This is a genomic window from Novosphingobium aquimarinum (assembly GCF_009746585.1).
Classification (GTDB): domain Bacteria; phylum Pseudomonadota; class Alphaproteobacteria; order Sphingomonadales; family Sphingomonadaceae; genus Novosphingobium; species Novosphingobium aquimarinum.
This window is the reverse complement of sequence record NZ_WRPO01000009.1, coordinates 14,877-34,307: the sequence shown is the minus strand read 5'-3', so window position 1 is coordinate 34,307 and position 19,431 is coordinate 14,877. Positions and strand designations below refer to the sequence as shown.

The 19,431-nt window shown below is 63.7% G+C and carries 20 protein-coding genes and 2 tRNA genes; 13 read left to right on the top strand and 9 right to left on the bottom strand.

The window, feature by feature from the left end; translation table 11 throughout:
- Window positions 1–94: 94 nt before the first annotated feature.
- Genes GQO94_RS10885 through GQO94_RS10875 form a run of 3 tightly spaced genes read left to right on the top strand, consistent with a single transcriptional unit; the run spans window position 95 to window position 3,271 of the window.
- Window positions 95–2,116, top strand: a complete 2,022-nt coding sequence (locus GQO94_RS10885; protein WP_156841316.1) for an acetyl-CoA carboxylase biotin carboxylase subunit — start codon at window positions 95–97, stop codon at window positions 2,114–2,116.
- A 1-nt stretch (window position 2,117) separates the two neighbouring features.
- Window positions 2,118–2,489, top strand: a complete 372-nt coding sequence (locus GQO94_RS10880) for a tRNA-binding protein (protein WP_156841314.1) — start codon at window positions 2,118–2,120, stop codon at window positions 2,487–2,489.
- Window positions 2,489–3,271, top strand: coding sequence for a thioesterase family protein (locus GQO94_RS10875; RefSeq protein ID WP_156841312.1), 783 nt, complete (start codon window positions 2,489–2,491; stop codon window positions 3,269–3,271). The genes GQO94_RS10880 and GQO94_RS10875 overlap by 1 nt, the downstream gene beginning before the upstream one ends.
- Before the next feature lie 26 nt (window positions 3,272–3,297).
- Here the strand turns inward: GQO94_RS10875 and GQO94_RS10870 are convergent, their stop codons facing one another.
- The 3 genes from GQO94_RS10870 to GQO94_RS10860 all read right to left on the bottom strand — a co-directional run bounded on the left by GQO94_RS10870 (window position 3,298) and on the right by GQO94_RS10860 (window position 5,381).
- A complete protein-coding gene (locus GQO94_RS10870) occupies window positions 3,298–3,483 on the bottom strand; it encodes a DUF3008 family protein (RefSeq protein WP_156841310.1) in 186 nt (61 codons plus the stop codon).
- Between the two features lie 234 nt (window positions 3,484–3,717).
- A complete protein-coding gene (gene aroB, locus GQO94_RS10865) occupies window positions 3,718–4,818 on the bottom strand; it encodes a 3-dehydroquinate synthase (RefSeq protein ID WP_156841308.1) in 1,101 nt (366 codons plus the stop codon).
- Window positions 4,809–5,381 carry a shikimate kinase gene (locus GQO94_RS10860; RefSeq protein ID WP_156841306.1) on the bottom strand — a complete coding sequence of 191 codons (573 nt, stop codon included), beginning with the start codon at window positions 5,379–5,381 and terminating at the stop codon, window positions 4,809–4,811. The genes aroB and GQO94_RS10860 overlap by 10 nt, the downstream gene beginning before the upstream one ends.
- Before the next feature lie 56 nt (window positions 5,382–5,437).
- Here GQO94_RS10860 and GQO94_RS10855 point away from each other — a divergent pair, with 56 nt between their 5' ends.
- The 4 genes from GQO94_RS10855 to GQO94_RS10840 are packed head-to-tail and all read left to right on the top strand — an operon-like array spanning window position 5,438 to window position 10,012.
- Window positions 5,438–5,584, top strand: a complete 147-nt coding sequence (locus GQO94_RS10855; protein ID WP_156841304.1) for a hypothetical protein — start codon at window positions 5,438–5,440, stop codon at window positions 5,582–5,584.
- Window positions 5,581–7,491: a hypothetical protein gene (locus GQO94_RS10850; RefSeq protein ID WP_156841302.1), complete on the top strand. Its 1,911-nt coding sequence runs from the start codon at window positions 5,581–5,583 to the stop codon at window positions 7,489–7,491. Before GQO94_RS10855 ends, GQO94_RS10850 begins: the two co-directional genes overlap by 4 nt.
- A gap of 6 nt (window positions 7,492–7,497) precedes the next feature.
- A complete protein-coding gene (locus tag GQO94_RS10845) occupies window positions 7,498–8,457 on the top strand; it encodes a tyrosine recombinase (RefSeq protein WP_156841300.1) in 960 nt (319 codons plus the stop codon).
- A 37-nt stretch (window positions 8,458–8,494) separates the two neighbouring features.
- Window positions 8,495–10,012 (top strand): M48 family metalloprotease, encoded by a 1,518-nt coding sequence (locus GQO94_RS10840; protein WP_156841298.1) that lies wholly within the window; start codon window positions 8,495–8,497, stop codon window positions 10,010–10,012.
- Between the two features lie 95 nt (window positions 10,013–10,107).
- Here the strand turns inward: GQO94_RS10840 and GQO94_RS10835 are convergent, their stop codons facing one another.
- On the bottom strand, window positions 10,108–10,287 hold the full coding sequence (locus GQO94_RS10835) for a Flp family type IVb pilin (RefSeq protein WP_156841296.1): 180 nt from the start codon (window positions 10,285–10,287) through the stop codon (window positions 10,108–10,110).
- A gap of 360 nt (window positions 10,288–10,647) precedes the next feature.
- Here GQO94_RS10835 and GQO94_RS10830 point away from each other — a divergent pair, with 360 nt between their 5' ends.
- Window positions 10,648–11,094: a (deoxy)nucleoside triphosphate pyrophosphohydrolase gene (locus GQO94_RS10830; RefSeq protein WP_269748761.1), complete on the top strand. Its 447-nt coding sequence runs from the start codon at window positions 10,648–10,650 to the stop codon at window positions 11,092–11,094.
- 43 nt (window positions 11,095–11,137) lie between these two features.
- Window positions 11,138–11,214: transfer RNA gene (locus tag GQO94_RS10825), tRNA-Arg, on the top strand.
- Window positions 11,215–11,309: 95 nt separating this feature from the next.
- On the opposite strand, the gene GQO94_RS10820 is transcribed toward GQO94_RS10825, so the two are convergent.
- Window positions 11,310–11,477, bottom strand: a complete 168-nt coding sequence (locus GQO94_RS10820) for a hypothetical protein (RefSeq protein WP_156841294.1) — start codon at window positions 11,475–11,477, stop codon at window positions 11,310–11,312.
- A gap of 302 nt (window positions 11,478–11,779) precedes the next feature.
- On the opposite strand from GQO94_RS10820, the gene GQO94_RS10815 reads away from it, so the two are divergent.
- Entirely contained in the window at window positions 11,780–12,724 is a 945-nt protein-coding gene (locus GQO94_RS10815) for a hypothetical protein (protein WP_198045922.1), read from the top strand.
- A gap of 223 nt (window positions 12,725–12,947) precedes the next feature.
- The gene (locus GQO94_RS10810) at window positions 12,948–14,630 is read left to right on the top strand and encodes a hypothetical protein (protein WP_156841290.1); all 1,683 of its coding nucleotides are present in this window, start codon (window positions 12,948–12,950) and stop codon (window positions 14,628–14,630) included.
- Between the two features lie 162 nt (window positions 14,631–14,792).
- Here GQO94_RS10810 and GQO94_RS10805 read toward each other — a convergent pair.
- Both GQO94_RS10805 and GQO94_RS10800 read right to left on the bottom strand, forming a co-directional pair.
- Window positions 14,793–14,867, bottom strand: a tRNA-Asn gene (locus GQO94_RS10805).
- Between the two features lie 101 nt (window positions 14,868–14,968).
- Complete coding sequence (locus GQO94_RS10800) at window positions 14,969–15,754, bottom strand: NAD kinase (protein ID WP_408636615.1); 786 nt, start codon at window positions 15,752–15,754, stop codon at window positions 14,969–14,971.
- A 76-nt stretch (window positions 15,755–15,830) separates the two neighbouring features.
- Here GQO94_RS10800 and GQO94_RS10795 point away from each other — a divergent pair, with 76 nt between their 5' ends.
- Both GQO94_RS10795 and GQO94_RS10790 read left to right on the top strand, forming a co-directional pair.
- Window positions 15,831–17,147, top strand: coding sequence for a GGDEF domain-containing phosphodiesterase (locus GQO94_RS10795; protein WP_156841288.1), 1,317 nt, complete (start codon window positions 15,831–15,833; stop codon window positions 17,145–17,147).
- A gap of 293 nt (window positions 17,148–17,440) precedes the next feature.
- Window positions 17,441–18,316 (top strand): OmpA family protein, encoded by an 876-nt coding sequence (locus GQO94_RS10790; RefSeq protein WP_156841286.1) that lies wholly within the window; start codon window positions 17,441–17,443, stop codon window positions 18,314–18,316.
- A gap of 96 nt (window positions 18,317–18,412) precedes the next feature.
- On the opposite strand, the gene GQO94_RS10785 is transcribed toward GQO94_RS10790, so the two are convergent.
- The gene (locus GQO94_RS10785) at window positions 18,413–18,736 is read right to left on the bottom strand and encodes a PRC-barrel domain-containing protein (RefSeq protein WP_156841284.1); all 324 of its coding nucleotides are present in this window, start codon (window positions 18,734–18,736) and stop codon (window positions 18,413–18,415) included.
- Window positions 18,737–18,765: 29 nt separating this feature from the next.
- Window positions 18,766–19,350, bottom strand: coding sequence for a hypothetical protein (locus tag GQO94_RS10780; protein ID WP_156841282.1), 585 nt, complete (start codon window positions 19,348–19,350; stop codon window positions 18,766–18,768).
- Between the last annotated feature and the right edge of the window lie 81 nt (window positions 19,351–19,431).

Here is a 19,431-nt window from a genome sequence, read left to right as displayed (position 1 = left end):
GTCATGCTGCAAACAGGTTCAGCGCGACGACGCCGTTTGATGAGACCGAAATTGGAATTTTCGCCGCACGGCGAGTGACGAAAGACAGGGACTAATGTTCAAGAAAATCCTCATTGCGAACCGGGGCGAGATCGCCTGCCGTGTGATCAAGACTGCCCGCCGCATGGGTATCGCCACGGTCGCGGTCTATTCCGATGCCGATGCGCGCGCGCCGTTCGTGAAAATGGCGGACGAAGCAGTGCACATCGGCCCACCGCAAGCCGCCGAAAGCTATCTCGTCGCTGACAAGATCATCGCCGCGTGCAAGCAGACCGGCGCCGATGCAGTGCATCCGGGCTATGGGTTCCTGTCCGAGCGGACTTCGTTCGCCGAAGCGCTGGCAGCCGAAGGCATCGAGTTCATCGGCCCTCCGGTCAACGCCATCGCCGCGATGGGCGACAAGATCGAGTCCAAGAAGCTCGCCATGGAAGCAGGCGTAAATGTTGTGCCGGGCTTCGTTGGCGAAATCGAGGATACCGAGCACGCGGTGCGCATCTCGGACGAGATCGGTTACCCGGTGATGATGAAGGCTTCGGCTGGCGGCGGCGGCAAGGGCATGCGCCTTGCTTACTCCGAAAAGGACGTGCGCGAGGGCTTTGAAGCCACGAAGCGCGAGGGTCTGAACTCGTTTGGCGATGACCGCGTCTTCATCGAGAAGTTCATCCTCAACCCGCGCCATATCGAGATCCAGATCCTGGGCGATAAGCACGGCAACATCCTTTACCTGAACGAGCGCGAATGCTCGATCCAGCGTCGCCACCAGAAGGTGGTCGAGGAAGCGCCTTCGCCTTTCGTGACGCCCGAAATGCGCAAAGCCATGGGCGAGCAATGCGTCGCGCTGTCGAAGGCGGTCGGCTATTATTCTGCCGGTACGGTCGAACTGATCGTCTCGGGCGCGGACCCGACGGGCAAGAGCTTCTACTTCCTCGAGATGAATACGCGTCTGCAGGTCGAGCACCCCGTGACCGAAGCGATCACGGGCGTCGACCTCGTCGAGCAGATGATCCGCGTCGCCGCCGGCGAAAGGCTGGAAATGACGCAGGACGACGTGAAGATTGATGGTTGGGCGATCGAGAACCGCATCTACGCCGAAGATCCCTATCGTGGCTTCCTGCCTTCCACCGGGCGACTGTCGCGCTACAATCCGCCGGTCGAAGGCTGGACCGATGACGGCGCCGAAAACGGCCGGCGCGGCGTTGCCGGCGTACGCGTTGACGACGGCGTCTACGAAGGGGGCGAAGTCTCCATGTTCTACGATCCGATGATCGCCAAGCTGGTGACTTGGGGCGAAACGCGCGACGAGGCTGCTGACCTGCAGATCGCCGCGCTCGATGCGTTCGAGCTGGAAGGGCTCGGCCACAACATCGATTTCGTGTCCGCGATCATGCAACACCCGCGCTTCCGCTCGGGCGAACTGACGACGGGCTTCATCGCCGAGGAATACCCCGAAGGCTTCCAGGGCGCCCCCGCCTCGGACGATCTCAAGGTGAAACTCGCTGCGATTGCCGCATTTGTGGCTGCCGCGCGCGCCGACCGGTCGCGCCGGGTCGACGGCCAGCTCGCCGATCCGCTCGATCCGCCCGCGGAATGGACCGTCACCATCGCCAAGCAGCCGTTCGAAGTCGTCATCGGCGAGGACGAGCTGACGGTCGATGGCGAGCCGGTCGAGATCGAGATGGAATACACGCCGGGCGACAGCTTCGCGACGGCCGAAGTCGGTGGTGAGCACATCGGCGTCAAGCTCGCGGTCACACGCACCGGGTTCCGCATGACCACGCGCGGTGCGAGCCACCACGTCGGCTGTCTGCCTTCGCGAGTGGCGCACCTCGCGCGCCACATGCTCGAGAAGGTGGCGCCCGATCTTTCGAAGTACCTCATTTGTCCGATGCCGGGGCTGCTGGTCTCGCTCAATGTCGGCGAGGGCGACAAGGTCGAGATGGGGCAGCCGCTCGCAGTGATCGAGGCGATGAAGATGGAGAACATCCTGCGCGCCGAGAAATCCGGCACGGTCAAGTCGGTCAACGCGAAGCAGGGTGATAGCCTTGCCGTGGACGCGGTGATCCTGGAACTCGAATAGAATGCATCTCGATCACGACCCCGGCGCGGCGCCGGCAGACGAGATCGGTTTCGACGAGTTCCTGAAGGTCGACATCCGCATCGGCACGATAGTCGAGGCCGAAGTCTATGATGGCGCGCGCAAGCCGAGCCTGAAGCTGAAGATCGACTTCGGCCCAGGCATAGGCATGCGCCGGAGCGTCGGGCAAGTGCGCGCGCTCTATACGCCGGAAGATCTCGTCGGGCGGCAAGTGGCGGGCGTCGTCAACTTTCCGCCGCGGCAGATCGGCAGGGCCCTGTCGGAAGCGCTCACGCTCGGTTTTGCGGACGAGGAAGGGCGGGTGGTGCTGTTCTCGCCCGACAGCCGCGTTCCGGACGGCGCGAGGCTGTTCTGATGCCCGGCTTTGCGCAAGTCCTTGCCGAAGCCGAGGAGACCGCGTCAGGCCGCGCCTTCACGGTTCCCGATGCCTGGTCTCAGGGGCGCACGGCGTATGGCGGGTTCTCGACCGCTCTCGCGCTCGACGAAGCGATGCGGAGCGGGTCTGACCTGCCGCCGCTGCGATCTGCACAGATCGCAATGATCGCGCCGCTTGCCGGGCGGATCGAGGCCAGCGCGCAAGTCTTGCGGCGCGGTCGCAACGCCATCTGGATCGAGGCGCGTCTCACAAGCGAAAAAGGCGTGGGTCTCGTTGCGAATTTCGTCTTCATGCAGGCGGTGGAAAGCCGGCTTGTCCTCGATGCCATCGGCGTTCCCGAAGGTTTGATCCTGCCGGACGATGCGGTTCCATTCTTCAGCGAGCGAAGCCCGTCATTCCTTCGCGAGAATTTCGAAGCCCGTCACGCCCTGCCGGACGAAGGGCACGTAAGCGCTCAAGAATGCTGGTGGGTCCGTCTCGTCGAGCGTGAGGGCTTGCATCCGATGACGGCCATGTTGCTGTGCGGCGATGCGCTGCCGCCGAGCGTGATTTCGATGCTCGGGCCGACGGTTCCCGTCAGTTCGATGCACTGGCAAGTCAATGTGCTTGATACCGAACCGCAACCGCACGATGGCTGGTGGCTGCTGCGCTCGACCGGTGATTTCGTGCGTGACGGGGGCTTGAGCGAAAGCATCTCGATGTGGGGGCAGGACATGCGTCCCGTATCGACGGGTACGCAGTCCATCGCCTTGTTCGGTTGAGAACGGGGCCTTTCGCCGCATCGGCCTCAGTCGTCGACGTGTTCGGGTTTGCCTTCCCGCTTGGTCGACGCGAAATCTTCGAGCTCGCTCTCACTCATCGAGTCGTACATTTCACGCGAGGCGCCTTGCAGGTCGCTTTTGTTGGTCTCGCCGCGCTTGGCGGAAAGTGCCGCACCGGCGGCTTTTTGCTGGGCTTTGGATTTGGCTGGCATGACGTCGGCTTCCTTTTGACCGCGTAAAGGCGGCAGATCGTTGCAGGACTTGCCGCCCCGTGCGCTCGTGATCGGCGCAACAGCCCCCCCCCCGACAAAATCCGGCGGGATTAAACTGGGTCAAGCTGTTGCAGCGGAACGCTTATTGGGAAACAACGCAAGCGACCGATCCTGTTTCCCCGCTGCGCCACGCTTCGTCGCGCAGGGGTCACGTCCCAGGGAAAACGTGCGGCGTTAAAGCTCGCCGTCCAGGAAATTGGCAAGATCGTCCAGAGGCACATCGCGATCGAGATACGTGTGGCCAATGCCCTTCAGTAGCAGGAAGGGCAGGGTGCCGGCATCCATCTTCTTGTCGTGCAGCATGTGCGTGACCAGGTCGCCGCCGCTGCACGATAGCTTGAGATGCGCCAGCCGGGCTCGCATGCCGACTTGCGCGAAGTGGTCGGCGACCCGGTCGGCGCTGGCTTGGTCCATCTGCCCGCGCCGCGCCGAATAGCGCGCTGCAAGCACCATTCCGATGGCGACCGCCTCGCCATGCAGCAGCTCCGAAGAAAAGCCCGTCTCGGCTTCGAGTGCGTGGCCGAAGGTGTGCCCGAGATTGAGCAGCGCACGACGGCCGGTCGTCTCGCGTTCATCTTCGGCGACGATGCGCGCTTTTGCGGCGACGCTATGCGCGACCGCGTATTCGCGCAGCGCCGCATCGCCCGAAAGCATCGCCGCTCCGTTCCGGGTACACCAGTCGAAGAAGTCCGCGTCGTCGATCAATCCATACTTGACCACTTCTGCGTAACCGGCCTGCAACTCACGTTCGGGCAACGTCTTGAGGACCGCGAGATCGGCGATGACCAGCGCAGGCTGGTGGAAGGCGCCGACGAGGTTCTTGCCCGCCGGCGTGTTGATCGCGGTCTTGCCGCCCACGCTGGAATCGACTTGCGCCAGCAATGTCGTGGGAACCTGGATGAAGTGGCAGCCACGCTTTAGGATCGACGCCGCGAACCCGGTGAGATCGCCGATCACACCGCCGCCCAGCGCGATGATGTGATCGCCCCGTTCGACTTCCAGCGCGAGCAGCCAGTCGATCGTCGCGGCAAGTTCCTGCCATGACTTGGTGGATTCGCCCGGCGGAAGAATGCGCCACTGCGGCTCGTGCCCGTTGTCGCGCAGCGCGGCTTCGACGCGCTCGCCCCAGATCCGATGTACGTTGCTATCGGTGACGATGGGAACCGCACGCTTGCGCAGCTTGCCCTTCGCGAGCGGCACGAGTTGGTCGAGCAGGCCGGTCCCCACTCGCACCTCGTAAGGCCGACCGGCAATGTCGACCGGGATCACAGCCATTTGTCGAGCCCGTCCAGTATCTTGGTGATGGTCAGCGAATGCGGTCCGCTGGAACTTGTCACATGGATCGGTGCCTCGCTGTATGCAGGAATGCGCTGCTCACGCAGTTCAGCAAGGATTTGTCTGGGATCGCCTTGCTTGAGCAGGGGACGGTTGTCCTTGCGCGCGGTGCGTTCGACAAGCGTGTCGACATCGCTGTCGAGCCAGATGGTCAGCGCCTTTTCCAGGATCAGCTTTCTGGTCTGCGGGTTGCAGAACGCCCCGCCGCCGGTCGCGATGACGCAGCTTGAACTCTCCTGCAGCAGGCGAGCGATCACCCGGCGCTCGCCGTCGCGAAAATAGTCCTCTCCGAACATCTCGAAAATTTCCGGGATGGACATTTGTGCGGACGCTTCGATCTCGTCGTCGGAATCGACGAACTGGCGGTCGAGCAGCGCCGCCAGACGCTTTCCCACGCTCGATTTGCCGACGCCCATCATTCCCACGAGCACGATCGGCCGATCGAGGCGTCGCGCGATGTCGGCCGCATGGGCGGTAGAAGCTGGGGCAGGGCGCAGGTCCATTGCGGGCAAGCCTATAGATGGGCTAGGTCGCAGCGCAAGCAGTTGAAGGAAGGCGAGTGACGGTCGGAAAGCTAGGGGGCGTGCTGCTGTCGGTGGCTGTGGCGGGGCTCGCGGCGCTGTCGGTCTATGCCTGGGTCGATGGCGGCCGCGAACCCGTGCGCGACATCGTGATCGACATTCCGGTTCCGGGGGCAGGCCAGTGAAGCCATTGTTGTATTTGTCCGCCGCCGCGCTGACTTTGACGTCGGCTTTGGCGCTCGCGCAGGACGCACCCGAATCGCTGCTGCCACCCGGTTTCGGCACGCCCGAGCCTGCGCCAAGCCCGCCGCCGTCCCGCACGCCGGCGCCGGCGCCGGCGCCGGCCCCCTCGGCGCGGCCGAGCGCGTCGACGCCCACTCCCTCTGCCAGCGATCCGCAGCGCTCGGTCTCGGTCCCTGTGGTTCAGTCCGTGCCCAGTCCTGCTGCTCGCGAAAGAGGTCCGGATCGGGGATTGACCGAGGAGGGCGGGCTGGCGCTCGAACGGCTGCCTTCGCTCGAGGAACTCGAGCGGATGACGCCCGAGGAATTTGCCGACATTCTCGGCACCAAGCCCGATTACGACATTCCTCCTTCGGCGCGCCGCGAGATGAGCCGCGTCGGCCTCATCGGCGAAGAGGAAGGCGGTCTACCCGCCAATTCGCTGGCCGGTCAGAACGGCAGGCTCGTCAGCCTGGCGCTGGCTGGCAATCGTGGGCAGCTCGTTTCGCGCTGGGGCCACATCCTGTTGCGCCGGGCGCTTGCCTCGCGGCTGAATGCGCCTCGCGGGCTCTCGCCGCAGCAGTTCCTGGCGCTGCGCGTCCAGCTTCTTCTGCGCATGGGCGAAGTCGATGCGGCACGCGCCATCGTTCAGGACATCGACAACGGCAATTATACGCCGGCGCTGACGGCGGCGGCATTCGATACATACGTCTATGCCGGCGATCTCACCGGCGTGTGCCCGGTCATGTCGACCAACGTAGGAGGGCGCGACGATCCGCGATGGGCCGCCGCGCGCAACATCTGCAGCGCCTTTCGCGGCAGCAGCAGCGAAGCCCTGCGCCAGCTCGACCGATCGCTTTCGCGCGGCGAGATGTCGCGGATCGATCTGCTTCTGGCGCAGAAATACGCCGGTGCTGCGGGCAAGACCCGCCGGGCGGTCACGATCGAATGGGACGGGGTCGAGAGCATCACACCGTGGCGCTACGGCCTGGCCACCGCGGTCGGCCTGGAGCCGCCCGCCGCGCTCATGAAGGCCGGCGGCCATCGCTACGATTCGCTCGTGGCGCTGGCACCTGCCGCCAGCCTGCAGCGTCGTGCCGCCGCCGCCGATTGGGCCGCCGCCGCGGGCGTGCTGTCAAGCGAGGCGATGATCGATCTCTACGGCCAGATCTATGCGCAACCCGACATGGAGGCTGCCTTCTCGAGCCGGGCCGAAGCGCTGCGCAACGCTTATGTGGCCGGCGATGCTGCGAGGCGTTTGGCTGCGATCGAACAAGTCTGGGACGGAACCGAGAGCGAACCTGCCCTCTATTCGCGACGGGTCCTGACCGCGTTCGCGGCAGCGCGTTTGCCGGTGAGTTCGGAGCGGGCGGCCAGCGCGGCGCCGCTGATCGCCTCGATGCTGACCGCCGGTCTCGACGCCAATGCGATGCGCTGGGCGTCGGCGGTCGACACGGGATCGCTCGCCTGGGGCCTGCTTTCGGTCGCGGCTCCCGTTCGCTCGAACCAAGTCGACAGCGGCGCGATCGATCGGTTCATCGAGAACGATGACAGTCCCGAAGCGCGCAAGTCCACGTTTCTCGTGGCGGGTCTGGCCGGGTTGGGTCGGATCGGCGACGGGACGGCGTCGCAATATGGTTCGAGCCTCGATTTCAGCCTCGAGGGGCAGACCCGATGGACTCGCGCCATCACTGCGGCAGCCGAAAGCAACGATGAAGCGTCGGTCGTGCTGCTCGCGGGGCTCGGCATGCAGGGATCGAGCTGGCGGCGCATGACGCCGCGCTACCTCTATCATATCGTTTCCGCCCTGCGCCGCGTCGGCCTCGAAGCCGAGGCTCGGATGATCGCTGCCGAAGCCGTCGCTCGGGCCTGACCGGCCATGGCTCCGGCCCGGCCAGGAGCATCATCGCGCATCGAGGACTTCCTCGCGATGCTGGCGACCGAGCGCGGCGCTGCGGCCAACACGATCGCGGCCTATCGACGCGATCTGGAGGGCGCGAGCCAAGTGATCGGCGATCTCGTGCAGGCCGACGGGTCATCGCTCACGCGCCTCGGGCAGGCATGGTCTGGACTCGCAGCCACGAGCCTGGCCCGCAAATGTTCGGCGTTGCGCCAGTTCTACGGGTTTTGCGTCGACGAGGGCCTGCGCGACGACGATCCCTCGGGCGCCTTGCCGCGCCCCGCGACACGGCGGCCCCTCCCGCGCCTTCTCTCGCATGAGGATGTCGAGCGGCTCCTCTTGCGGGCAGAAGAAGAAGCGCAAGGTGATGCCCCGGACGCAGTCAGGCTGCTCGCCATGCTGGAGCTACTCTACGGTTCGGGTCTCAGGGCTACCGAACTGGTCGCGCTGCCGTTCGCCGCCATTCCCCGCGATGCGCCGTTCCTCCATGTCACCGGCAAGGGCGGACAGCAGCGGCTCGTCCCGGTGAGCACGCGGGCGCAAGCCGTCCTGGCGCGCTGGCTGGTGCACCGGGGCGCGCTGGTCTCCAAGGACAAGCCATCGCGTTTCGCGTTTCCGTCTCGCGGTGCCTCGGGCCATCTCAGCCGCGTGCGTCTGTTCCAGCTCTTGCGCGAACTGGCCACGCGGGCCGGAATTGACGCGTCGCGCGTCTCTCCGCATGTGCTGCGCCATGCCTTCGCGACGCACCTGCTCGAGGGCGGCGCCGACTTGCGCGTGCTGCAGACCTTGCTTGGCCATGCCGACATCGCAACCACACAAATTTACACGCATGTCGACAGCGCGCGGCTCGTTGCGCTGGTCAATGCGCGTCATCCGCTGCGCGATGCGCATCGTCGCGAAACGCCTCCATCGGGAACAAGCCAGCAAGCACGCCGTTGAACGCGCGACGATCGAACTGGAAAATGGGGATCCTCGGATGTCTGGCAATCAAAGAAACCAAATTCGCCGCGCTCGCCGCGCCCTGGCGAGCATCGGCACGAGCGCGACTCTCGTGCTTGCGATCGCGGGGTGCACGACGGCTCCGGCCAGTCGCGAAGGGACGATGGGCACACCCGCGACGGTGGATACCATCAGTCAGGCCGACAAGGCCCAGGGTGCCAAGGCGCATCCCGATCTGATCGCGGAATTCGGCGGTGTCGTTACCGGGCCCCAGGCGGCTTACGTCGAGACCGTTGGCAAGAACATCGCGGTGCAATCCGGGCTCAGCAACGCGCGCAGCGACTTCACCGTCACGTTGCTCAATTCTCCCGTGAACAACGCCTTCGCGATTCCAGGCGGCTATGTTTACGTCACTCGCCAGCTGACTGCGCTGATGAACAACGAAGCCGAACTCGCGGGCGTGCTCGGCCATGAGATCGGCCACGTCGCGGCACGCCACTCGGCCAAGCGGCAGAAGGCGGCGACTCGCAATTCGATCCTGGGTGCCTTGGGCTCGATCCTGTCCGGCGTGGTTCTGGGCGACAGCTCCTTCGGCCGACTGGGGCAGCAGGTCTTCTCGCAAGGCTCGCAGCTGCTGACACTGCAATATTCGCGTGGACAGGAAACCCAGGCCGACAATCTCGGCATCTCGTACCTGCGCAGCGCCGGTTACGATCCGCGCGCGATGTCGAGCGTGCTGGAAAGTCTGGCTCGGCAAAATGCCCTCGAGGCGCAGCTGCGCGGCTCGCAAAATCAAGTCCCCGCCTGGGCTTCGACTCACCCCGACCCCGCATCGCGCGTGCGCGCCGCTCTCGCGCAGGCGGGACCAAACGCCACGGGCATGACCAATCGGGATACCTTTCTCACGCGGATCGACGGGCTGATCTACGGCGATGATCCCAAGCAGGGCATGATCGAAGGCGCGCGGTTCATCCATCCCGACCTGCGCCTCGGCTTCGAAGCGCCCAACGGCTTCTATCTCGTCAATGGTACGCGCTCGGTCTCGATCAGCGGCGAATCGGGCAAGGCGGAATTCACGACCGCAAGCTTCGACGGCAACCTGACGAATTATGTGACCACGGCATTCGGCCAGCTTTCATCGGGCAATCAGCGAATTACCCCGCAAAACATCGAGCGTACGACCGTGAACGGCTTGCCTGCCGCTTATGGCACCGCGCGCGTGCAGGGGAGCAACGGCCCGCTCGACGTCGTCGTGTTCGCCTATGATTTCGGAGGCGGGAAGGCTTACCACTTCGTGACGATCACGCAGGCAGGCGGCGCCGGGGTGTTCAATCCCATGTTCCGCTCGATGCGCCGCATTTCGGCAAGCGAAGCCAGCGCGGTCAAGCCCAAGCGGCTCGACGTCGTGACTGTAAGGCCTGGCGACACAATGCAGACTCTGGCGGCGCGCATGGCGTTCGACAATGCCAAGCTTGAGCGCTTCCTCGTGCTTAACAATCTTTCGGCCAATTCGCGGCTTGGGGCGGGTAGCAAGGTTAAGATCGTTACCGACTAAGCGCGTTGGAGCTCGATCGCTCAACCGCTGCAGGCAAAAGAAAAGGCGGCAGGATTGCTCCTGCCGCCCGATCTTTGGAACGATTGTGCTGTCGATTACGACGAGCCGTCTTCGCTCGCCATCTTCGTCTTCACCGTGGTGAACGTCGTGCTCAGCTGCGAGCCGAGGCCCTGCATGGCGACGATCGCGGCAACCGCGATAAGAGCGGCGATCAGGCCGTATTCGATGGCGGTCGCGCCGGCTTCATCGCGGCGGAGCTTCTTCATGAACTTCATCGTGTGTCTCCTGGTGAAGTAATCTGTCTTCGGTACCCGGTCCGTCTCGAAAAATCTTAGCGCGGACAGGCTTCGAACTAGGGGAGATTTCTTGAAATAAGCTTAATCGGTCAGTGGCGGGATGCGGCGAGGGTCTCTCTTGCGATATCGATCCACATTGTGACCGTAGTATCGGCGACCCCCTGTAGCGCGCCCAGCATGACGAGTACTATCATCGCGCAAATCAGGCCGTATTCCACAGCCGACGTCCCGCTGTCGTCTTGCGAAAGCTTTCGCAAAATATCGGAAAGCATAATTTTACTCTCGCAATTCGACCGTCGTTTCTGATGAAGGTTCCCTGTAAAATATTGATTAATTTGGGTGGGCGAACTGGAAAAAATCTCGACATCGGTATGGGTGGCGGCTGTCGCGCTGCTGGACGCGCAATCCCGTGTCCTCATGCAGCGGCGGCGTTCAGAAACGATGCATGGCGGGCTATGGGAATTTCCCGGTGGCAAGATCGAACCGGGAGAACACCCCGCAGCCGCTGCCGTGCGGGAGATAGGAGAGGAACTGGGCCTCGCATTGCCATCCGACGCGCTCGTCGTTGTGGGGTTCGCCAGCGATGAGATTGTGTCCGGGGCGGGCGCCGCGAGCTTGACGATGCTGCTTTATGCGTGCCGCCAATGGTCCGGGACGCCGGAGCCGCTCGCTGCCGACGCATTCGACTGGTTCGACATCGCCGATCTCGATGCGCTCGCCATGCCACCGGTCGACCGACCACTCGCCGCGCGTCTGAGAGAATTGCTTTTCCACAATCTGCTTTAGGCGCTTGCAAATGCGGAAGCGCCTTTCTAATAGGCCCTCTCCCGCGCCCGTAGCTCAGCTGGATAGAGCATCAGACTACGAATCTGAGGGTCGGACGTTCGAATCGTTCCGGGCGCGCCACAGTTTCCGCCGCTCTCTGCAAAAGCAGGGGGCGGCGTTGCTGTTTTGGGGTTTCGATGCGGTAATTGAGCTGGCGATCGAGCGGCTCGAACCGCTTATCTGGCGGTGTTGGTTCCGCGACGCGATAGCCGCGCGATCCCATCCGCCACGATCGGCACGGCGAGCAGGATCGGCAGGCACAACAGCAGACCTTGCCAACCGAAGTTCGAAAGCATCAGCATCGCGACAACGGCACCGAAAAAGCCTCGCGTCGAATTGTTCATTTCGTTTCACCGGCAACGCTTGCGGGACGGGCCAAGGCTAATAGCGCAGGCCGTGCCTCGCAATCTGGTTTGGCTGCCCCGGATGTTCGGATTCGGGACTCGCCGGTTGTTCGAGAGAGCGGTCCTCGATGATGTCCGCCGTGGCACCTCTAATTGGCGCTGGCGAATGCAAGGCTCTGTGCCCTTCGCGCGATGCGTTCTTGGCTTTCACAAGCCGACACCAGGCCGCTGCGACGCGAATAAAATCTGCGCCGCTTCGTGATCGGATGACGTGCTCGACCAAAAAGCCTAAGTTCTCGGTGATGGACAAAGGCGTGGCCTATATCCGCATGCCTCTGGCGTTCGCCGCATTGCTCGGCGCCTGCGGTGCCAATGACGCTCCCGCAGCGAAGTCTCGATCGCCGCTCGCCGACTTTCTCATTCAGAACGTGTGCGTCGACGAAGCGGGCGCGACGACTGGCGAAGATCCCGCCAGCTGTTTGCGAAGTCGTGACCTGCAATCCGGGGAAGTCCCGCCTTTTCTTCTGACGGACTATGACAAGGCTTACGGCGGCACACGCTACCAGGCGGTGACGAGTGTGCCCACACCGGAGGGGCGAGTGCGCGTGAGCAAGCACATGGGCGATGATCTCGCCGCCGAATTCGATCCGGCGTCCGACGGCTACGACATCATCGAGCAAGATGGGAATTACGTTTCGTTCATCGCGACCTACGATCAGCAATGCGGGGAGCAGCGGCTTTCAGGGGCAGGATCGGACGACGGCTGGTTGCTGTTCCCGAATCGTCCGCTTGGCGAAGCGGGAAGCCGGCGGCAGGACATGACTGTGGAACGGATCGATGCGCGGGCTGCGTGCCCGAGCGGCGAACGCATGAGCCGGGTCGGCGGCAAGCAGATCGTCGCGTATTGGGAGGCGCCGCATACGGTCAGCTTCGAAAGCGGCAAGACTCTCACGACGATCGTCTCGGAACATCACGCGCACCACGACCTGTCGCAAAGCAACAACGCGATCGAGCGGTTCTATTTCACGCGCGAATACGGATTGTCGCGCTGGGAAGCATGGATCCCGAAAAGCCGGTGCATCGAAGAACGCGGGCAGGGCGATCCGCTGCGCATGTGCGATCCGGATGACCCGGAAAATTTCCTGCGCGGCCGGTGCGCCCCGGATGACGGAACCGCCATGCGCGGCGGTCAGCAATGGATCCGGATCGACTGTCGCGACACCACCTTCCATTGGCCGCGCCCTTAGCCAAAGATCGTCCTTGGGATGGAGGGCGTGTTTCCCAAGTTTCCGGTGCGCGCGCAAATACTCCGATCAAAGGCATGGCCTTAAACGCTTCGCAAGCTTTCGTGCCTAAAAAACGCATCGAACTTTTGTGGCAGAGTGGATTGCCAGTACGATGCGAAATCCTGGGCGCCATGCTGACTTAAGCCATCCGAGCATTTCGAGCGGTAATACTGGCTGGTTGGCATTGGCTTTCGCCTTGTTCTGCGCCTTCATAAGCCAGGTTCCCGATCTCGTTCTTCTTCGTGCGAGTCCGAATCTCGATTTCTGGGTGCATTACAATTACGCCCGCGAATACGTCGCGGCGATCGGCGCGGGCGAGTGGCGGCCGCACTGGGCTTTCCAAGCCCACGAAGGGCTCGGAGAGCCCGGCCTGATGTATTATGCGCCGCTCTACTACTACGCCGTCTGGGCACTGCACCTGCTGACGGGTTCGGTCTGGCAGGCAATGCAATGGGTCGAGATCGGCGCTGGCGCTCTTCTGGGCTGGTTCACCTGGAGGCTGTGCGCTGACTGGGGGTATGGACGGCTCAGCCTGCTCGCGGTGCCACTGGCGGTGTTCGCGCCCAATCTCGTACTCTTGCACAACGGCTTCAACGGCTATCCCTGGGCCAGCGCGGGTGGGCCTCTCGCGGTGCTTTACTGGGCATTGATGAGGCCCAAGGCGTTCGACGGGCGGGTGGTCGATCCTGTGGCGATCGGCGCGCTCTCACTCGTGATCTGCACCCACACGGTCACCGGGTTGATGGCGGTGATCATGATCGGCGCGACCGGCCTGCCTGTAGTCCTGCGCGCGCCTGTCGCCTGCTGGCGAAGTTCGGCCGTTTGGCGCCCGGCTGCCACGATTCTCGGCGGGCTGGCGCTTTCGGCATGGTACCTCCTTCCGGCCTTCGGGTCGCTCAGTCTTATCGAAGCGGGGGTATGGCGCGAGAATTATACGCCTTACGATGCCTTCAGCTTGCCCGTTCTGAGCGCTGCGGCTCACGGCATTCGCTGGTTCGGCTTCCAGTGGCCCATATCGCTGGTCTCTTTCGCGCTCTGCGGTACGGGCCTCTGGATCGTTTGGCGAAAGAAGGAAGCATCGACGCTTCCGCCGTGGTTCGCGCCCACCTTGGCGATCGTCGCCGTCACGATCTTCCTGTCGACCGAGCTGTCCTATCCCTTGTGGATGATCGACACCCCGCTGCGCAACGTGCAGTTCCCGCATCGTTTCGTCACGCTGCTCGAACCGGTGGCTCCCTTCCTCTTGGTTTGCGCATGGGCGCGCATCGGACGGTGGCGATCGTCGTCATCGCTGGTCTTGGGCCTGACGGCCATCGCATCCCTCACCATGGGGGCTGCCCTTGTGGCAAAGAGCGCACTGGTGGACGGCGAATCGCTCACGCCCCATCTCGGCACCTTGTCGCCGTACCCCGGCCTCGATGAATATCGCACCGCCGCCGCTGCGGAACGCGGTTATCGCAGCGACGACTTCGACTGGCCGGCGCACTGCGCGGCCCGGAACCTCACTTGCTCCCGGATCGGTCGCAGTGGCGGAGCGATCCGCTTTCGTGTCGATGCAACGGATGCGGGCCCGGTCACGCTGCCGATCTTTCAGTTCCCGAGCTGGGCGGTGGAGATCGGCGGCGTGGCAGTGCCTGTCCGGGCCGAACGCCTGACCGGCCTCGCCGAAGTCGAGTTGCCTGCGGGCCGCAGCGAAATTGCCATGTTCTGGAAACCCCTTCCACTGGAGACAGCCGGAATTTGGACGACGCTGGCAGCGCTCCTGCTGCTCGTGACGGTCGCTATCGGCCACAGAATGAAGAGATCGGCGGCACGGCCGATCGCCCGTAGTGAGCGAAGCCCAGGTCCGCTTCAGACCTCAACGTGAGGTCCGTGCCATTGCACAGCTTCGCGGGCTGCGCGGCCAGCATAGCATCGCAAATTGCCCTGTCTTGGCGGGGGCTGTTCCTACTGGGATGGGGCGCAGGCGTTGGATCCGGCTGCGAAGTCTCCGCAATTCTCAAAACTTGAGAACGTAAATAGGAGAAAGTGGCTCCCCGAGTAGGATTCGAACCTACGGCCATTCGATTAACAGTCGAATGCTCTACCGCTGAGCTATCGGGGAGCAGCCCGGTTTCCCGGGCAGGGGTGGGCCTATAGCAGCGCAGACACGTTTGGCAAGACCGTGCCGTTGCGAAATCGCGCGAATGGGGATGGCCGGCGCCGTCAAACCTGGAATTGTTCGGCGAAGATGCGCTCTTCCAGGCTGAAGCCGGGTTCGAACAGCAAGGTCAGTTCCTTTTCGGCGGATGCGAGAATCCGCACGGATTTGATCTCGCGCACTTCCTTTTGGTCGGCGACGGCGGCGACGGGTCGTTTTTCCGGCTCATGGATGCGAAATTCGATCTCCGCGCTTTCCGGGATGATCGCACCGCGCCAGCGTCGCGGGCGAAACGGGCTGATCGGCGTCAGCGCCAGCATGCGCGAACCCAGCGGAAGGATCGGACCATTGGCCGAAAGGTTGTAGGCGGTCGATCCGGCGGGCGTCGCGACCAGGATGCCGTCGCCGGCCAGTTCCTCCATCCGGACTTTGCCGTTGATCAGGATCTCGATCTTCGCGGTCTGGCGCGTTTCGCGCAGTAGCGAGACTTCGTTGATCGCATGGTAGCACAACTCCCGATCGTCCTGCGTGGTCACGTGCATTTCGAGCGGATGGACCGCGACGCGGTGCGCCGCAGCGACGAGCGCACCGATATCCTGACCCGCATGATGGCCGTTCATCAGGAAACCGACCGTGCCGAGGTTCAGCCCGTAACACGGCTTCACCCGGTCCCAGTCCAGCATTTCATGCAACGTATGCAACAGGAAGCCGTCGCCACCCACCACGACCAGCACGTCGGCGTCCGCAGGCTTCACCCAGCTGTGACTGGCCTTGAGCGCGGTCGCGCCCTCCTGCGCCTTGCGGCTGTCCGACACGACCAGTGCCAGTTTCAGATCGCCTGCCATGGACATCCCCCGGATCGTCTTGTCAGCGAAGGGCTCGACAATTTTGAACGCTTTGGCAAGGCCCATGCTATACAGGCCAGGAATGCGTGCGACCATCGATACGATCACGAGCAAGCTGGAAGAGCGGATGACCGGGCTGACGGCGCTCGACAGCGCCCGGCAGCGGTTCGACGAGTGGGGCCAAGGGGCCACGGCCGGAACGCGCGAACCCCATGTCCATGCGATGCTCATCAGCTTGCGGCGTTTCGACACGGTGAACCGTGCCTATGGCGCCGACGCCGGCGATGGCGTCCTCGGGGAAATCGCGGCGCGGATCGTCCATTTCGCGCAGGACGATATCGATGCCCCGACATTCGTGGCGCGCGTGGCGGGAGGAAGCTTCCTACTCGCGGCGCACGAGGCCTGCAGCCGCGAACGGTGGCACTTGCTGGCGGAACAGCTTGCGGACGCGGTGGCGCGTCCGGTGGACACATCTGCGGGAATCGTGCGGCTGACGCCGCGCGTGGCGCTCGTGCGAGCATTGATGGGCGAGACATTCGCCTCGATGCACGATCGTCTCAGTGACGCGCTTGAGCAAGCCGGGCGCAGCGAGGGCACGCATCTCGTGTGGGCAAGAGGGGAGGCGGTTCCGCGCGGCAGTACGACGTCCGAGCTCGAGGCCGACCTGATGGGCGCGATCGACGGGGGACAGATCGAAATCCTTTTCCAACCGCAATTCAGCTTGCCGGACGATCGGTTGACGGGGGCCGAGGCGCTGGCGCGCTGGAACCATCCGGAGCTTGGCCGCATCGGCGCCGGTTCGCTTTTCGCCATCGCCGCGCGCACGGACCAGATCGGGCCGCTCTCGCGCCATATCGCGGCAAAAGCCCTCGAGGCCGCGCGCGAATGGCCCGGCGATGTGCGCCTTTCGCTCAACATCACGCCGGCCGATCTCGCGTTCGGCTCCTATGTCCGGCAGATGACCGACCTCGTGCGCGAAAGCCGATTCCCACCCCGGCGGCTGACGCTCGAGATCACGGAACAGGCGCTGATCGGCGACATCGGTCTTGCCGCGCAAACCATGGCCGAATTCTGCGCCCAAGGCATACGCATCGCGCTCGACGACTTCGGCGCCGGGTTCTGCAACTTCCGCTACCTCAAGCTTCTCCCGCTGCATTATCTCAAGCTCGATCGCTCGATGATCGAGGGGATCACGCGCGACAAACGCGATGTCGCGGTACTGCGCGCGATCGTCGCGATGGCGCGGGCGCTCGATCTTGAGGTCATCGCGGAAGGGATCGAGCGGGACGACCAGCGCGATGCCATCGCGGCCGAGGGGTGCGCCTATTATCAAGGCTTCCTCCGCGCGGAGCCCATGAGCGCTGCCTCGTTCGCAGCGATGGTCGCGACCGAGGCCTGACCCCGGCTGGAGGGCAGGGGTCGTCACTCGACCCGCGGCTCGCACCACCACAATCACTCCGTTCATCCCAGACGCTGCCCGGATCGCCAAGGGGAGGGCGCTCTTCGGCGCGCGCGTTCATTTGCGCGCAAGGTTCGCTTGAACACCCATGCCGGACATGTCGCCTGGATCCGGTGGCAGCACTTATGAACCGCGAGCCCGCATCGAAGGGCCGCGGGAGCAGCTTTTTCGCTGGGCGCGTCCGTCGCCGGCTGACGAAATTGCGGCTGGAATTGCAAATTGAGGAGAGTTTCATGCGTGTTATGCCCCCCTTGTCCAAGGCCAATCTGATCCTTGCCGCCGCCGCGCTGCCGCTGGCGGGAGGTCTCGCCGCGCAGACACCCGAGGCCGACGTTGCCGCGACCGTTTACGGCGAGCAGACCATGCCCGCCGTGGCAGACATGGCCGAAGGTCCCGAAATCGAAGGGATCATTTCCGCCCGCAGTGGCGAGAAAATGCAGGTGACGGGTGCGGATGGCACGCAAACGGTCGTCGCGCTCAGCGACAGCACCGAGGTCAAGTCGAGCGGTGGTTTCCTCGGCCTGGGACGCAAGGAACATGCGGCGGCGTCCTTGCTCAACGGCCTGCCCGTAGCGGTCGAGACGCTGCAGTGGGACGGCGGCCTCGTGGCCAAGCGCATCGAACTCAAGACCAAGGATCTTAAGACCGCGCGGATGATCCGCAACGGCACCGACCAGCGCTTCGCGGAGCAGACCGCAGCGACCGAGTCCCTGCGCGGACGCCTGGGCGACATCGATCAGTACAACATCAAGGGCACGACCAACGTCAACTTCGCCACTGGCCGCTATGCCTTGAGCGAGGAAGCGAAGGCCGATCTTTGCGCTGCGGCGGCGCAGGCCGAAAGCACGGACAATGCGCTCTTGCTGGTCGTGGGTTACACGGATTCCACCGGCAGTTACGAAGTGAACCAGGCGCTGAGCGAGAAGCGTGCAGGCCGCGTGGTCAATTACCTGCAGCAATCCTGCGGGTGGAAGCCCTATCGGATGCTGACGCCCACCGGCATGGCCGAAGCCGATCCGATGGCGCCCAATGACACGGCCGAAGGCAAGGCCCAGAACCGCCGCGTCGCGGTCAACATTCTCGTCAGCAAGAGCGTCGACGGACTGTGATGAGCGAGGGGCGGGCTCTGCCCGCCCCTACTTAACAGGCATGATCGTTACCATTGGGGCCGCGCGTTCGCACGGACCCGTGGTCCACAACAAGCATCAGAGCTTGTGCCGCATCCGCACTGTGACAGGGCCCCGCGCGACGTTGTGACGCTTGGCCTCGGACTGGAAGTAGCGCGATTCCTGAACCGGATCGATGAAGGCTTCGCCGTCGCGAATCTCGATATCCTCGACCGGAACGCCGCGACCGTCTTCGAGCACCAGTGCCGCGACTTTCGACTTCTCGGGATCGACCAGCATGCGCTGAACCGTCCCGATCCGCGTCCCGTCGTATGCCCGCAAGGCACGACCGCGCAGGTCCTGGCTGTCGTTCTCGAGCTGGTAATCGTCCAACTCTTTGAGGTCGATAAATTGATCTACCATCTTTGTACCTTTCCGTAGTCAGCGCCCGCTCAAGCGGCGCTTTGCAGGATCTCGATGTTCTTCTCGTCGACGACGAGGAACGCCGGCTGATCCTCGATGATCTTGCGCGTATCCGCATCGAGCGGCTTGCCGGGAAGATCGCCGATCGAGCTCGCATCACGGATCATGCCGTTGGTAATGCGCAGGCGCTGGCCGGGGTTGATGTCCTTGTAGGCGTCGCTCGGCGCATCGACGATCAAAGCGAACATCCGTCGGCCTTTCTGCTCGACCCAGAAACCACGGTCGGTCGGAACCTTGGGACTATCGACTTCGGCCGAGAAATCGTCCCGTCCGATATACTGCTCGGGGGTGGCGAAAATGTCGGCGATGGTCAGCGCATCCGCATCGGCATCGGCGTTCGCGCCGGAAGCTGCCGCCTTCTCACCCATGTTTTCGGTCGCGCCGTCATAAGGCGCCATGGAGGTGGCCGCAGCCGGTTCGGCTTGCGTCAAAGCCGCGTCGTCATTGTCGCTGCTGGATACCGCCCACCAGAGCAGCAGGGCGGCCAGGATGAAAGCGAGCAGAATCCATATCCAGGCGTTGCTTTTTTTCCGTTCAACGGGGATCTCGGCCAAATCAGGCCTCCTATTCTTGGTGTGAGCCTTCTCTGCTCCACGGATTTGCTTCACTCAAAAGAAGCACGTGCGCCTGGCGTG

What these genes read in the sequence shown, in the direction of transcription:
- GQO94_RS10885 (WP_156841316.1), top strand. Translation starts at nt 95, where the DNA reads ATGTTCAAGAAAATCCTCATTGCGAACCGGGGCGAGATCGCCTGCCGT.
- GQO94_RS10870 (WP_156841310.1), bottom strand. Translation starts at nt 3,483, where the DNA reads ATGCCAGCCAAATCCAAAGCCCAGCAAAAAGCCGCCGGTGCGGCACTT.
- GQO94_RS10875 (WP_156841312.1), top strand. Translation starts at nt 2,489, where the DNA reads ATGCCCGGCTTTGCGCAAGTCCTTGCCGAAGCCGAGGAGACCGCGTCA.
- GQO94_RS10835 (WP_156841296.1), bottom strand. Translation starts at nt 10,287, where the DNA reads ATGAAGTTCATGAAGAAGCTCCGCCGCGATGAAGCCGGCGCGACCGCC.
- GQO94_RS10880 (WP_156841314.1), top strand. Translation starts at nt 2,118, where the DNA reads ATGCATCTCGATCACGACCCCGGCGCGGCGCCGGCAGACGAGATCGGT.
- GQO94_RS10800 (WP_408636615.1), bottom strand. Translation starts at nt 15,754, where the DNA reads ATGTCCATGGCAGGCGATCTGAAACTGGCACTGGTCGTGTCGGACAGC.
- aroB (WP_156841308.1), bottom strand. Translation starts at nt 4,818, where the DNA reads ATGGCTGTGATCCCGGTCGACATTGCCGGTCGGCCTTACGAGGTGCGA.
- GQO94_RS10820 (WP_156841294.1), bottom strand. Translation starts at nt 11,477, where the DNA reads ATGAACAATTCGACGCGAGGCTTTTTCGGTGCCGTTGTCGCGATGCTG.
- GQO94_RS10795 (WP_156841288.1), top strand. Translation starts at nt 15,831, where the DNA reads ATGCGTGCGACCATCGATACGATCACGAGCAAGCTGGAAGAGCGGATG.
- GQO94_RS10840 (WP_156841298.1), top strand. Translation starts at nt 8,495, where the DNA reads ATGTCTGGCAATCAAAGAAACCAAATTCGCCGCGCTCGCCGCGCCCTG.
- GQO94_RS10860 (WP_156841306.1), bottom strand. Translation starts at nt 5,381, where the DNA reads ATGGACCTGCGCCCTGCCCCAGCTTCTACCGCCCATGCGGCCGACATC.
- GQO94_RS10785 (WP_156841284.1), bottom strand. Translation starts at nt 18,736, where the DNA reads ATGGTAGATCAATTTATCGACCTCAAAGAGTTGGACGATTACCAGCTC.
- GQO94_RS10845 (WP_156841300.1), top strand. Translation starts at nt 7,498, where the DNA reads ATGGCTCCGGCCCGGCCAGGAGCATCATCGCGCATCGAGGACTTCCTC.
- GQO94_RS10815 (WP_198045922.1), top strand. Translation starts at nt 11,780, where the DNA reads ATGGACAAAGGCGTGGCCTATATCCGCATGCCTCTGGCGTTCGCCGCA.
- GQO94_RS10790 (WP_156841286.1), top strand. Translation starts at nt 17,441, where the DNA reads ATGCGTGTTATGCCCCCCTTGTCCAAGGCCAATCTGATCCTTGCCGCC.